We start from the raw sequence: 13864 nt of genomic DNA, 5'->3' as shown, positions 1-13864 counted from the left end.
GCCTTAACCCTCACCGCCGCCGATTTTGTCGGGAGCGATACGCACCAGATCGCCGTCATTCAGGAAGCCAGCACCTTCCACCACCACCCGTTCGGTTTCGCTCAGGCCTTGCACAATCTCGATTTCCAGCCCTTGCCGCCGGCCGGTGCCGACCGCTTGCAAACTGACCGGCGCCGTCTCGGCGCCGCCTTGCAATTTCAGCACATAACTGCGGCCGTCGCGGATCACCACGCTGGCGGCCGGTATCGTCAAGGCTGCGCGCTGATTCAACACGATACGGCCATTGGCGTACATCCCGGCCCGCGCCGAACTGCCTGGCTGAATATCGGCGTAGACCAAACCCAGTCGGGATTGCTCGTCCAATACCGGCGCCAGTTGCCGGACAATGGCTTCGGCGCTGCCACCGTCCGGCAGGCTCAACTTGATACTTTGTCCGGCCTGGCTTTGCGCCAGCTGTCCGGCAGTCAATTCGCCGCGCCACTCCAACCGATTCTGCCGAATCAATCGAAACAATTCCTGGCCGCTGCCAGCCACCGCGCCCAAGGTCGCCTGCCGGGCGCTGATCACGCCGTCGTCGGGCGCCCGCACCTCGGCATATCCCAGTTGCAATTGCTTAGCGGCCAGTTGCGCCTTGATCGCCTCGACCTGAGTGCGCGAGGTTTCTGCTTCGGTTTCGTAGCGCAACAATTCTTGCTGGCTGAGGCTGGCAGCGTTTTTTAACTTCAAAACCCGCTGTTTATTGATTTCGGCCTGGGCCGCCGTGGCCTGGGCCTGGGCCAAATTGGCTTTCAATTGCGCCAGATCGGCGCGCAGCATGTCGGCGTCGAAACGCGCGAGCAACTGGCCGCGTTTCACCTGGTCGCCAACGTTGACATTGACTTCGATCAGCCGCAAACCGGCCTGCTGAGCACCGATCACCGCCTCCTGCCAGGGTGCAATCGCCCCGGACGCATCGATAGTCGCCGGCCATTGTCGCCATTGCGGCGCGGCACCCGTCACCGTCAAGGCCGCCACCACTTGAGGTCGGCTGGCCTCCCCCGGTTTAGACATGGCAGACACGGCCACCAGCGCCGCACCCGCCGCCAACACCGTGAAAACACCGGCCAGCAGCCAGCCATGGCTCAAGCCGTATTGAAGAGAAGATCGGGGCTTAACGGGAAACGAGGCGGATGGCTTCATGACGGATAATCTCGGTGAACGTTGATACGACAGCGGGTTTATAAATCGATCCAAAACTGGACCGTACGGTTTAGAATATAGCCAGCAAAATCCGGCTGTCAAACAAAACTGTACCGACAAGTCTAAAAAAGAGAGGTTCCATGAGAAAGAAAAGCGAGCAACGCTGCCAAGCCATTCTCGACGCAGCAAAGGCGGTGTTCGAGAAGGTCGGTTTCGAACAAGCCACGATGGCCGAAATCGCCGCCAGGGCCGGTCATTCCAAAGCCACGCTGTATAACTATTTCAGCTCCAAGGAGCAGCTATTTCTGGAACTGGCGCGCCGTTCCGCCGATCGGCACAGCGAGCAATTGTTTTCATTGCTGGCGCCGGCTTGCGGCAGCGCGCCGGTCGACACGCTACCGGGCCATGTCAATGAAGTGCTGGGACTGTTGCAACCGTCCGACGATTTGGCGGCGACTCTGCAACGTTTCGGCGAAGGCGTGATGCGCAACTTTCTATCCCTGAAAAGCCTGGCCGCCCGACGCATGCTGATCGCGGCGGCGGCCAATCAACCGGAAGCCGGACGTTTGTTTTACGCAAACGGTCCGGTCAAGGGCATGCAATTCACCACACAATTTTTCGAGCAAGCCATGAATGCCGGCCAACTGCGCCGCGCCGATCCGCGGGTGGTGGCCGCTCATTTTCGCGGCCTCCTGGAAGCCGAAGTCTTCGAACCCGGCCTGTTCAACGCTCGCCCTGAATTAACGCAAAAGGAAGCCAAAGCGGTGGTAGAACGCGCCGTCGGCGCTTTTATGCGCGCTTATGGGGCGACCGCCGCCGACCCGATTAAAGAATAGCCAAGCTGGACTTATTGTTCGAACACCTCGTCAAACAACTGCCGCATGGCCTGCCAGGATTGTTTATCCGCCGCGGCATCATAGGCAATTGCAAGATTATTGGCTTTGCCCAGCCGGTCGGCATCGGGATTGGTAAAGCCGTGACGGACGCCGGGATAGTTAACGAAACGATAGTCGGCACCGGCCTGAGCCATTTCTTGTTCGAAAGCACTAATGCTATCGGCGCTGACGAATTCGTCGGCCGCGCCGTTCAGTACCAACACCCGCGCCTTGACTTGTCCTGTTTGAGCCGGCGTCTGCGTCGCCAGATTACCGTGAAAACTGACGACCGCCGCCAAATCGACGCCTAGCCTGGCCATATTCAACACCGTGGCGCCACCGAAACAGTAGCCTATTGCCGCGATCTTATCCGGATCGACGCTAGCCTGTTTTTGCAGAAACTCCTTGGCCGCCAAAAACCGCTGTTGCGACACGCCGGCCCGTTCCACGACGCTGGCCATGAACGCGGAAGCTTCAGCCGCATGCTCGCTGCTTTTGCCGTCGCCGTACATATCCACAGCCAGCGCGGTATACCCCAGTTCCGCCAACATTTTCGCCCGCTGCCGGGCGTAGTCGTTTAATCCCCACCACTCGTGCACCACCAACACCCCTGGCTGCTTGTCGCCCTTAGCGTCGTCCCAGACCAAATAGCCGTTCAACGAGGTATCGCCGGCTCGGTAGGTCACCGCTTCTTCACGCAAGGCCGCTTGCACACCGGCACTGAATAAACAGGCTAATAAAACCAAACAATACTTCACGGAAACCTCCTGTTGATGGGAAAACCTTAACGTTCACATTGCTAACGTTTATTGTCAATCCCCGAAATAATCGATAATAATTTTATAACCAAGCGGCGCGTTTTAAAGCACACTAAGCGCCGCACTTTAGACACCACGATTTCCATCGAACCGCAAAAAGACCATTTTATGAAGCAATCCGGCTCTCGCCCCATCTGGCGGCAAGTTCCAAAAGGCGTTTGGGCGCTAGGCTTTGTCAGTATGTTGATGGATATTTCCTCGGAAATGATTCATAGCCTGTTGCCGCTGTTCATGGTCACCACCCTGCATGCCAGCAGTTTGAGCATAGGCTTGATCGAAGGCGCGGCGGAAGCGACTGCATTGATCGTCAAGGTGTTTTCCGGCGTCATCAGCGATTATCTGGGCAAACGCAAAAGCCTGGCCTTGCTGGGTTATAGCCTGGGCGCGCTGACCAAACCGCTGTTCGCGGTTGCCGCCAGCAGCGGCATGATATTGACGGCACGCTTGCTGGACCGAGTTGGCAAGGGCATACGCGGCGCGCCGCGCGACGCCTTGGTGGCCGATATCACGCCAGCCGAAATTCGCGGCGCAGCCTTCGGCTTGCGGCAATCCCTGGATAATATCGGCGCGTTTCTGGGACCCTTGCTGGCGGTGGGCTTGATGCTGTCGTGGGCCAACGATTTCCGGGCGGTATTCTGGGTGGCGGTAATCCCCGGCGTGTTGTCGGTGTTGATGCTGCTATTCGGGGTAAAGGAGCCGCCAAATTTGCAACGGGCCCAACACGGCAATCCGATCAAGCGCAGTAACCTGCGACGTTTGGGAGCCGCTTATTGGCAGGTCGTGGCGATAGGTGCGGTATTTACCCTGGCGCGCTTCAGCGAAGCTTTTTTGGTATTACGCGCTCAGCAAAGCGATATCGCCCTGGCGCTGGTGCCACTGGTGATGGTGGCGATGAATATCCTCTATTCGGCCACCGCCTATCCGTTCGGCCGCTTGTCGGACCGTATTTCCCATCGTACATTGCTGGCTTGGGGCTTGCTGGTGCTGATCGCCGCCGATCTGGTACTGGCCAGCAGCACCGACTGGATAGTAGTCACTGCCGGTGTGGCGCTGTGGGGCATCCACATGGGCATGACCCAAGGCTTATTGGCGAAAATGGTCGCGGATACCGCGCCGGCGGACTTACGCGGCACTGCTTACGGTTTTTTCAATCTGGTCGGCGGCATTGCGATGTTACTGGCCAGCGTTTTAGCCGGTTTGCTGTGGGATAGGCAAGGCGCGGCATTTACCTTTTACGCCGGGGCGGGATTTTGTGCTTTGGCGCTGTTAATGCTGGTCGTTCGCCGCAAAAACCGTCACGACTGAGGAGCCGTGAGCGTCATCCTTTTGCTAACACGCCGCACCGTAGTCGATCACTAATTTTTTATTGCCGAGCGTAACCGTTCAACCATAGTCCAGACTGCGGCTCCAGTATCTGGCCGTCGGCGCCGGCAAACTGAAACGGCACCGACACCAATTCCATGCCGCGATTGACCTGCACCGCAAAATGCAAATGCGGGCCGGTCGTCAAGCCGGTGTTGCCCGAATAGCCGATCATCTCGCCGGCGCGGACCCGCAAACCGGGATGAACCTGAGCCTTTTCCAAAGCCAGATGAGCATAAACCGCCATCGAGCCGTCATCGTGCAAGATGCGAATGCTATTGGCCTTGCTGGCATACGCCTGCTCGGTACCGCTACCGACATAATCGTTTTCCACCTCCAGCACGACACCTGCGCGCGCCGCGTAAATCGGTGTATCGACCGGCATCATGATGTCCACCGCGTAACGGTTTTGGTCATCGTTATGGCTGAAAGGGCCGTTGAAAGCTTGGGTAATCTGAAAACGCCCGCCGGCCGGCAACGGTGGCTGATATAGCGTTTGGCCGACATAATCCGCCAGCGGCGGACCAATTACATAACGGTATTGCAACTTCATCCGATAGGATTGCGCCCCGACATTAGGAGTAATCGTGAATAAGTTGCCGGATTCGCCGGACTGGACAACAAAACGTTGCGGCAATTCCGGGCTAGCGCTGACGTTTTCCCGTTCGCCCCACTCGACTGCCAGTTCAATGGGCCCCGGATAGGCGTTGCGGACAAAAAAACTGGGCCGCGCTCTATCGGCAGTCTTTTCCAGCCAGACGTGTTGCTTGGCGGTGGCTTTTAATTGCCTGACTTCGCCAGGATGATCGACAGCTGGTGGTTGATCGGTGTAATGCCAGTTACCCTGCGCATCCTGGTATTTGTAGAGTTTTTTCGCTACGCCGGCGCTAGATACCAGCAATAGCGAAATGGCTAACAGTCGGCGCGCAAACACCGCTTACCGCGATTATTTGCGGGTGGAACTAAAAGTGTAGGAGCGCACCACGCCTTGCGCATCGAACCGAATCAGCAAGTCCTGGGAATCGTTGCCGCCGAACAAGGCATATTTGTATATACCGTAAGTCCAGGTAGGCTTACCGTCTTCCATGCCGGTACGCCAGGGAGTACCGAACATCTCGGTAATATCTTGCTTGCGGGTTTGACCGACTTTGATCTCCGGCACTCTGACCGGTGAAAACTCTTGGCCGACGGTAAAACAGCCGGTTAGTTGAGTGACCGCCATGCTAGCGACCAGCAGCAGTGAACTAAGTCCAGCGGCACGTGGTCCGCGTTTTGCAAGAAAATTTTTCATTTGTATTCCCTAATTGAAAAGTTGATTGATATAAACTAGCTGTTAATGGCCTATCTTAGCCGGTTCCAGCCGCGATTCGAAAATTTTTTAGCCGCAAACCGAATGTTCTCATGCCTACCGAAACCGACAAACTAGCCCTCGATAATCTGAATTTCGACAATCGTTTCATTCGCGAGTTGCCCGGCGACCCCGAACCCGACAATTTCCGGCGCCAGGTTTACAACGCCTGTTATTCATGGGCGCCACCAACCCCGGCCAAACAACCCCGACTGCTAGCGTACGCCAGGGAAGTGGCGGAAGATTTGGAGCTGTCGGCCGAGACCTGCGAATCGGCAGATTTTTGCCAAGTCTTCGCCGGCAGCCGTTTGGCGAAAGGCATGGAAGCTTACGCGATGTGCTACGGCGGCCATCAGTTCGGCCAATGGGCCGGTCAGCTCGGCGACGGCCGCGCCATTAATCTCGGCGAAGTCGTCAACAGCCGCGGCCAGCATTATGCCTTGCAACTGAAAGGCGCCGGGCTGACGCCTTATTCGCGCAGCGCCGACGGTTTGGCGGTGTTGCGTTCATCGGTCCGGGAATTTTTATGCAGCGAAGCCATGCATCATCTCGGCGTACCGACCACTCGCGCCTTAAGCGTGATGCTGACCGGCAAACAGGTGGTGCGCGATATGTTTTACGACGGCAATCCGCAAATCGAAGCCGGCGCGGTGGTATGCCGGGTGGCGCCGTCGTTCATCCGCTTCGGCAATTTTCAAATTTTCACCGCCCGCGACGACCTGGACTCCTTGAAAAAACTGGTCGATTACACGATACGCACCGATTTTCCGGCGTTGGGCGAACCGTCGATTCCTGTCTATCTCAGTTGGTTTGAAGAAGTCTGCCGCAAAACCGCCGAGATGATCGTGCATTGGCAGCGGGTCGGTTTCGTGCACGGCGTGATGAACACCGACAATATGTCCATTCTAGGCCTGACCATCGATTATGGCCCCTACGGCTGGCTGGAAAATTACGATCCGGACTGGACTCCCAATACCACCGATGCCCAAGGCCGCCGCTACCGTTTCGGCAACCAGCCGAAAATCGCTTACTGGAACTTGGTGCAGTTGGCCAACGCCTTGTACCCGCTGATCAAACGCGCGGAAAGTTTGCAGCAAGCCCTTTTGGCTTATACCGAAACTTTTGATAAGGGTTGGCAGGCCATGATGGCGGCCAAGCTGGGATTACTGGCTTTCGAACCGGCGGAAGACGATGCCTTGGTCAACGAGCTTTTGCAATTATTACAAGCCGCCGAGACCGACATGAGCTTGTTTTATCGGCAACTGGCCGATATCGACTTAAGCCAGGAATCCGACGCAGTTCGGCAATTTTTAGCGATGTTGCAGCAAACCAGCTATGAGCCTTTAAGCGACGAAGTCATCGAACGCGCCACGATCTGGTTCGAAACCTATCAGACTCGCAGCCAGCGCGACAGCAGACCGCAACCGGAACGCCGAGCGGCGATGAATGCCGTCAATCCCAAATACGTGTTGCGCAATTATCTGGCACAACTCGCCATCGACCAGGCCGAGCAAGGCGATTTTAGTTTAGTCCGGGACTTGCTCGATCTGTTGCGCCATCCTTACGCCGAGCAAGCCGACAAGGAGAGCTTTGCCGCCAAACGCCCGGATTGGGCCAAACAACGCGCCGGCTGTTCGATGCTGTCTTGCAGTTCATGAGCCGGCTCCGGATACGCTGGCAATGAAGTGATTACCAACACTGTCATGGGCCTACACCCCTTATTCCATCCTGCAAGACGCGAGGCATAAAGCAAAAAACACATGCTCAAACCGGTCATTTCGGGTATCCTTTTCAAGCTAATCCAACGTTTTTCAAGGTTCCGTAATGACCAACAATACCGATATTGCCGCCAAACACGATATTGATCCTGCCGAAACCCAGGAGTGGATGGAGGCGCTGCAAGCGGTGATAGAAAAAGAAGGCAGCGATCGCGCCAACTTTCTCATCGAAACCCTGCTCAGCACCGCCAGACAAGCCGGCATGGACATCCCGTTCTCTGCCAATACGCCTTACATCAACACCATCTCGATCGATCAACAACCCAAATTTCCCGGCAATACCGACATCGAGCGCACCATCCGCTCCTATGTACGCTGGAATGCGATGATGATGGTGTTGCGTGCGAACAAGTACACCAATGTCGGCGGCCATATCGCCAGTTTCGCTTCCGCCGTCACCTTGTACGACGTTGGTCAAAATCATTTCTGGAGCGCACCTTCCGATAAACACGGCGGCGACCTGATTTTCTCCCAAGGCCATTCCGCGCCAGGCACTTATGCCCACGCCTTTTTGCTGGGCCGTCTCAGCGAAGAGCAAATGGACAGTTTCAGACAGGAAGTCGGCGGCAACGGTTTGTCGTCCTATCCGCACCCCTGGTTGATGCCCGATTTCTGGCAATTCCCGACCGTATCGATGGGTCTTGGTCCGATCATGGCAATTTACCAAGCCCGCTTCATGCGTTATATGCAAGACCGCGGCTTCGCCAACACCGACGGCCGTAAAGTCTGGGCTTTCCTGGGCGACGGCGAAACCGACGAACCGGAAACCCTGGGCGCAATCGGCATGGCCGGCCGCGAAAAACTGGATAATCTGATTTTCGTGGTCAACTGCAATCTGCAACGCCTGGATGGCCCGGTACGCGGCAACGGCAAGATCATTCAAGAGCTGGAAGCCAACTTCCGCGGTGCCAACTGGAACGTGATCAAAGTGATCTGGGGGCGGCGCTGGGACGCCATCCTGTCCCGCGACAAAGACGGCCTGATCGTCAAACGCATGATGGAATGCGTGGACGGCGATTACCAAACCTTCAAATCCAAGGACGGCGCCTACGTCCGGGAAAAATTCTTCAACAGCCCGGAATTGCAGGAGCTGGTGAAAGACTACACCGACCGCGATATTTGGGAGCTGAATCGCGGCGGCCACGACCCGATTAAAGTCTTCGCCGCCTTCAATGCCGCCGTCAACCACACAGGTCAACCCACCGTGGTTCTGGCTAAAACCATTAAAGGTTACGGCATGGGCGACTCCGGCCAGGCGCAAAACACCAGCCATCAACAGAAAAAGATGAGCATGGAATCGATCAAATACATCCGCGACCGTTACCAGTTGCCGGTCAGCGACGAAGAATTGATCAATCTGCCTTACATCCGTTTCGCCGAAGATTCCGCAGAACTCAATTACCTGCGCCAACGCCGCGTCGACCTGGGCGGTTATTTGCCGGCTCGCCGTACCAAGTCCTATCCCTTGGAAATTCCAGCCTTGTCGGCCTTCAAAGGCCTGTTGGAAGGCACCGGCGAAGGTCACGAAATTTCCACCACCATGGCTTTCGTCCGTATCCTGAACATCCTGGTCAAAGACAAGCAGATCGGCAAGCGCGTGGTACCCATCGTCCCCGACGAATCGCGTACCTTTGGTATGGAAGGCATGTTCCGCCAGTTGGGTATCTGGTCGCAGGTCGGCCAGCTGTATACGCCGCAAGACGCCGAACAACTGATGTTCTATAAGGAAGACAAGCACGGCCAAGTCTTGCAGGAAGGCATTAACGAGGCGGGCGGTCTGTGCGACTGGATCGCGGCCGGCACTTCGTATTCGACCCACGGCGTGCCGATGATCCCGTTTTTCATCTATTACTCGATGTTCGGCTTCCAACGGGTCGGCGACCTGATCTGGGCGGCGGCCGATCAACGCACCCGCGGCTTCCTGCTGGGCGGCACCGCCGGCCGGACCACCTTGAACGGCGAAGGTTTGCAACACGAAGACGGCCACAGCCATCTGATGTCAGCCACCGTGCCGAACTGCTATTCCTACGATCCAACCTTCGCTTGCGAACTGGCGGTGATCATCCATGACGGCCTGCGCCGCATGTATGTCGAACAGGAAGATATTTTCTATTACATTACCCTGATGAACGAAAATTACGACCAACCGGCGATGCCGGAAGGCGCCGAAAGCGACATTCTAAAAGGCATGTACTTGTTCAAGAAAGGCCCGAACAGCAAGAAGCCGCGCGTACAATTGCTGGGTTCCGGCACCATCTTCATCGAAGTCATCGAAGCCGCCAAATTACTGCACGACGACTGGGGGGTGGACGCCGATTTGTGGAGCTGCCCAAGCTTTACCGAACTGGGCCGCGACGGCCAAAGTTGCGAGCGCTGGAACCGCCTGCATCCCACCGAAAAGCCACGCATTACCCATATCGAACATTGCCTGGACAACACTAAAGGTCCGGTGATTGCCGCTACCGACTACATGCGCGTGTTCGCCGAGCAAATCCGCCCTTGGGTGAAACGCCCTTACACGGTGTTGGGCACCGACGGTTTCGGCCGTTCCGACACCCGCGCCAATCTGCGCAGCTTCTTCGAGGTAGACAGACACCACGTTACCGTGGCTGCGCTGCATAGCTTGGCGCAAGCCGGCGAGTTCGATGCCGCGAAAGTCGAAGTGGCGATTGCCAAATACAACATCAATCCCGACGCCACCGCGCCTTGGTTGATTTAACGGCTGATTTAACGGAAAGCGACACATGAGTTCTATAATCGAAGTAAAGGTTCCCGACGTCGGCAATGTCCCCGAGATCGACATCGTCGAAGTGTTGATCCAGCCCGGCGACGTGGTGACCCTGGAACAAACCCTGGCAGTAATGGAAACCGACAAGGCCACCATGGATCTGCCGTCCAGCGCGGCCGGCACCATCAAGACAGTCCATATCAAACCGGGCGATAAAGTCTCCGAAGGCACCCTGATTGCAACCGTCGAAGTCGGTGAAACTGTTGCTGCGGCGGCGCCAGCAGAAGTTGCAACAGCCGTCGCCGCTCCAGCCGAGCCCGCACCAACGCCTGCACCCGTGGCCGAAACGCCGAAAGTCGAACCGGCAAAACCCGCGGTCGCTCCGGCAGCCCCGGTTGCGGTTAGCAGCGAGGGTTTTAAACCACACGCCACGCCCAGCGTCAGACTATTCGCCCGCGAACTGGGTGTCGATCTGAGTAAGATCCAAACCGGCAGTGGCCGCAAGGGCCGTATCCTGCAAGACGACGTGAAAAACTTCGTCAAACAGGCTATGAGCTCCGGCGGCGCGGTTAGCGGCGGCGCCGGCATACCGTCGATTCCGGCCGTGGATTTCACCCAATTCGGCGAAATCGAAGAAAAACCACTCAGCAAAATCAAGCGCCTGACCGGCCAAAATCTGACCCGCGTCTGGCTGAACCTACCGCTGGTGACCTATCACGATGAAGTCGATATCGGCGCGATGGAAGACTTCCGCAAGTCAGTCAATGCCGGCTTGGCCAAAGATGCCGTCAAAATCACCGGCCTGATCTTCATCATGAAGGCCTTGGTGGCGGCGATGCAGAAATATCCCGCCTTCAATAGCTCATTGTCTCCGGAAGGCGACAAGCTGTATTTCAAGAAATACTTCCATATCGGCATAGCCGTTGACACTCCGAATGGCCTGGTGGTACCGGTGATTCGCGATGTCGATAAAAAAGGCATTTTCCAACTCTCCAACGAACTGGCCGAGAAAAGCGAACTGGCCAGAACCGGCAAGTTGAAACCGGCCGATATGCAGGGTGGTTGCATGACCATCTCCAGCCTGGGCGGCATCGGCGGCACTGCGTTTACCCCTATCGTCAACGCACCAGAGGTCGCGATTCTGGGCGTGACCCGTTCCAAGATGCAGCCCGTTTGGAATGGCTCGACCTTCGAACCGAAATTGATGCTGCCACTGGACATTACTTACGACCACCGCGTCATCGACGGCGCCGAAGGCGCGCGTTTCATGGAAGCATTGAAATCTTATCTGGGCGATATTCGCCGGCTGTTATTGTAGGAGTAGGGATATGAGCAATTCTGTCACGCACGCCGAAGTATTGGTTCTGGGCGGTGGCCCCGGCGGTTACACGGCAGCGTTTCGCGCCGCCGATTTGGGTAAGCAAGTGGTTTTGGTCGAACGCTACCCGGTGTTGGGCGGTGTCTGTCTGAACGTCGGCTGCATCCCGTCCAAAGCCTTGCTGCATGCCGCGCAAATCATCCACGAAGCCGAAGCGATGGCGGAACACGGCGTCAGCTTTGGCAAACCGACTGTCGATCTGAATAAAATCAGGGGCTGGAAACAAAGCGTCAGCCAGAGTTTGAATCAAGGCCTGGCGAAACTGGCCAAGCAGCGCAAAGTCACCGTGATTAACGGGCTGGGCAAATTTGCCAGCGCCAACAGCCTGACGATAGAAAGCGAAGCCGGCGTCCAAACCGTGACCTTCGACAATGCCATCATCGCCGCTGGCTCGCAGCCAACCAAAATTCCCAGCTTTCCGCACGACGACCCTAGAGTATGGGATTCCACCGATGCGCTGGAACTGAAATCGGTACCCGAGAAACTATTAATCGTTGGCGGCGGCATCATCGGCTTGGAAATGGCGACGGTTTATCACGCGCTGGGTTCCAAAATCAGCGTCGTCGAGTTGATGGATCAAATCATCCCCGGCTGCGACAAGGATTTGGTCACACCGCTGCAACGTAAGATCAAGAAGCAATACGACAATCTGTGGCTGAAAACCAGCGTCAAGGCGATGGAGCCGACCGATGCCGGCATCAAAGTGACGATGGAAGGCAAGGATGCGCCGGAGTCGGAAGTATTCGATGCCGTATTGGTCGCCGTCGGCCGCCGCCCCAATGGCAAACTGATAGCTGCCGAACAAGCCGGCGTCAACGTCGACGAACGCGGCTTTATCCCGGTCGATAAACAAGGCCGTACCAACGTCAGCAACATCTTCGCGATCGGCGACATCGTCGGCAACCCGATGTTGGCTCACAAAGCCACCCACGAAGGCAAAATCGCCGCCGAAACCATCGCCGGCCACAAAGCCGGTTTCGACGCGCTGACCATTCCATCAGTGGCTTACACCGACCCGGAAGTGGCCTGGATGGGCTTGACCGAAACCCAGGCTCAGCAACAAGGCGTGGAATTCGACAAAGCCGTATTCCCTTGGGCGGCCAGTGGCCGTTCGCTTGCTTTGGGCCGTAGCGAAGGCATTACCAAAATCCTCACCGACAAAACCACAGGCCGCATCCTCGGTGCTGGTTTTACCGGCCCCGGTGCCGGCGAGTTGGTCGCGGAAGCGGTGCTGGCCCTGGAAATGGGCGCTGACGCCACCGACATCAGCCTGAGCATTCATCCGCATCCGACTTTGTCGGAAACCTTCGCGTTTGCGGCGGAGATGATCGAAGGAACGATTACGGATTTGTACGTTAAAAAATAAGCATTGGCGGGCTGGATTTGACGCGACAGCGTAAACCCAGCTTGCCAGCTTGAATGGTGTCAGAGATCGCTATTGCCTACCGGTCCAGCTATACCGCTATTCAACATTATGGTTGAATTGCAACGTTAATCCTTTGAAACTTGCAAGCTTAAGCCGTTACCTGCAAAAGATCGTCGTAAAGCCGCTTCAAATCCTCTACCTTCTGCCGCGTCTCTGCCATGATCTGGTCCCAGCGATTCTTTGGCATATGTCCAAGCCAAAGTTCAATCCGCGCAGCTTGCGCAGCAAGAGCCGGATCAATCTGTGTATCCACATGGTCCGTCCTACGGCTTCGTGCCCACAAGACACCTCGCGCATCAACCCCCAAGGGCCAGACTTCGAATTTGTGAATAACGTTTTCGCCGGCGTCAATCACCGCCAAGATGCCGCCTCCGGTAAAGCCAAGGCCCCAAGACGAAGTCCAGGTGGTAATGTCCATCCTCAGTTGCCCTTGCGCGGTGAGATAGCCGTCACCCGCCATGTGAAACCCATTGGGATGACGCCACTCATTGCTGATATGCAGAGGTCCTCCCAGGCTACCCAACCTCGTATCGGACGCCCACACCGCACGCCCATCCGAAGCATAGATGACCAAATTCCCGTCGTCCTGCATAACGAGGCTCGCCCCGGCAACGTTCCAGGTTCCCGAATCCCAGATCGGCTGATCGTTCGGCGTGTAAATCACCAGGTTTCCGTCACTCTGCAGAACAAGTCGGGAACCAGAGGCATCCGCCATGTTCCAGGTGTCCGATGCCCAAAGCGCCCTCCCGCCCCCTATGATGGATTCGTAAAGCACAAGATTACCGTCGCCCTGCATAACTAGCTGCGCCTTGCCATTATTAGACTTAATACTTTGTCCGGGCATTAATGTTTGCTCTAAATTCAATCGATCTGCCATGGAATTTCTCCTGCTATGAAATTTCAATACTGGCGATTATCTCGCCTACTTTTTCTATGCCTGCGTGCATTAGATACCAACCTCATTTGCTAACT

The 13864-nt window shown here is 56.4% G+C and carries 11 protein-coding genes; 6 read left to right on the top strand and 5 right to left on the bottom strand.

Features of this window, described 5'->3' with window-relative positions; translation table 11 throughout:
- Positions 1 to 3: 3 nt before the first annotated feature.
- Positions 4 to 1179 carry an efflux RND transporter periplasmic adaptor subunit gene (locus tag QZJ86_RS01235; RefSeq protein ID WP_301935864.1) on the bottom strand — a complete coding sequence of 392 codons (1176 nt, stop codon included), beginning with the start codon at positions 1177 to 1179 and terminating at the stop codon, positions 4 to 6.
- Between the two features lie 140 nt (positions 1180 to 1319).
- Here QZJ86_RS01235 and QZJ86_RS01230 point away from each other — a divergent pair, with 140 nt between their 5' ends.
- Complete coding sequence (locus tag QZJ86_RS01230; RefSeq protein WP_301935863.1) at positions 1320 to 2015, top strand: TetR/AcrR family transcriptional regulator; 696 nt, start codon at positions 1320 to 1322, stop codon at positions 2013 to 2015.
- A gap of 11 nt (positions 2016 to 2026) precedes the next feature.
- On the opposite strand, the gene QZJ86_RS01225 is transcribed toward QZJ86_RS01230, so the two are convergent.
- Positions 2027 to 2812: a dienelactone hydrolase family protein gene (locus QZJ86_RS01225; protein WP_301935862.1), complete on the bottom strand. Its 786-nt coding sequence runs from the start codon at positions 2810 to 2812 to the stop codon at positions 2027 to 2029.
- Positions 2813 to 2980: 168 nt separating this feature from the next.
- On the opposite strand from QZJ86_RS01225, the gene QZJ86_RS01220 reads away from it, so the two are divergent.
- Positions 2981 to 4177: an MFS transporter gene (locus QZJ86_RS01220; RefSeq protein WP_301935861.1), complete on the top strand. Its 1197-nt coding sequence runs from the start codon at positions 2981 to 2983 to the stop codon at positions 4175 to 4177.
- 58 nt (positions 4178 to 4235) lie between these two features.
- Here QZJ86_RS01220 and QZJ86_RS01215 read toward each other — a convergent pair whose 3' ends face one another.
- Entirely contained in the window at positions 4236 to 5168 is a 933-nt protein-coding gene (locus tag QZJ86_RS01215; protein ID WP_301935860.1) for a peptidoglycan DD-metalloendopeptidase family protein, read from the bottom strand.
- A gap of 12 nt (positions 5169 to 5180) precedes the next feature.
- Positions 5181 to 5525, bottom strand: coding sequence for an outer membrane protein assembly factor BamE domain-containing protein (gene bamE, locus QZJ86_RS01210; RefSeq protein WP_301935859.1), 345 nt, complete (start codon positions 5523 to 5525; stop codon positions 5181 to 5183).
- 110 nt (positions 5526 to 5635) lie between these two features.
- Between bamE and QZJ86_RS01205 the strand changes: the two genes are divergently transcribed.
- The 4 genes from QZJ86_RS01205 (at position 5636) to lpdA (ending at position 12832) form a co-directional block, all read left to right on the top strand.
- The gene (locus QZJ86_RS01205) at positions 5636 to 7240 is read left to right on the top strand and encodes a protein adenylyltransferase SelO (RefSeq protein WP_301935858.1); all 1605 of its coding nucleotides are present in this window, start codon (positions 5636 to 5638) and stop codon (positions 7238 to 7240) included.
- A gap of 166 nt (positions 7241 to 7406) precedes the next feature.
- Positions 7407 to 10079, top strand: a complete 2673-nt coding sequence (gene aceE / locus QZJ86_RS01200) for a pyruvate dehydrogenase (acetyl-transferring), homodimeric type (protein WP_301935857.1) — start codon at positions 7407 to 7409, stop codon at positions 10077 to 10079.
- A 25-nt stretch (positions 10080 to 10104) separates the two neighbouring features.
- Positions 10105 to 11406, top strand: a complete 1302-nt coding sequence (locus QZJ86_RS01195) for a 2-oxo acid dehydrogenase subunit E2 (RefSeq protein ID WP_301935856.1) — start codon at positions 10105 to 10107, stop codon at positions 11404 to 11406.
- A 10-nt stretch (positions 11407 to 11416) separates the two neighbouring features.
- Positions 11417 to 12832 carry a dihydrolipoyl dehydrogenase gene (gene lpdA, locus QZJ86_RS01190; RefSeq protein WP_301935855.1) on the top strand — a complete coding sequence of 472 codons (1416 nt, stop codon included), beginning with the start codon at positions 11417 to 11419 and terminating at the stop codon, positions 12830 to 12832.
- A 148-nt stretch (positions 12833 to 12980) separates the two neighbouring features.
- Here lpdA and QZJ86_RS01185 read toward each other — a convergent pair whose 3' ends face one another.
- The gene (locus QZJ86_RS01185; protein ID WP_301935854.1) at positions 12981 to 13769 is read right to left on the bottom strand and encodes a hypothetical protein; all 789 of its coding nucleotides are present in this window, start codon (positions 13767 to 13769) and stop codon (positions 12981 to 12983) included.
- Positions 13770 to 13864 lie beyond the last annotated feature (95 nt).

This window comes from Methylomonas montana, assembly GCF_030490285.1.
In the GTDB taxonomy this organism is placed as follows: Bacteria; Pseudomonadota; Gammaproteobacteria; order Methylococcales; family Methylomonadaceae; genus Methylomonas; species Methylomonas montana.
This window is presented reverse-complemented; position numbering and strand designations above follow the sequence as displayed.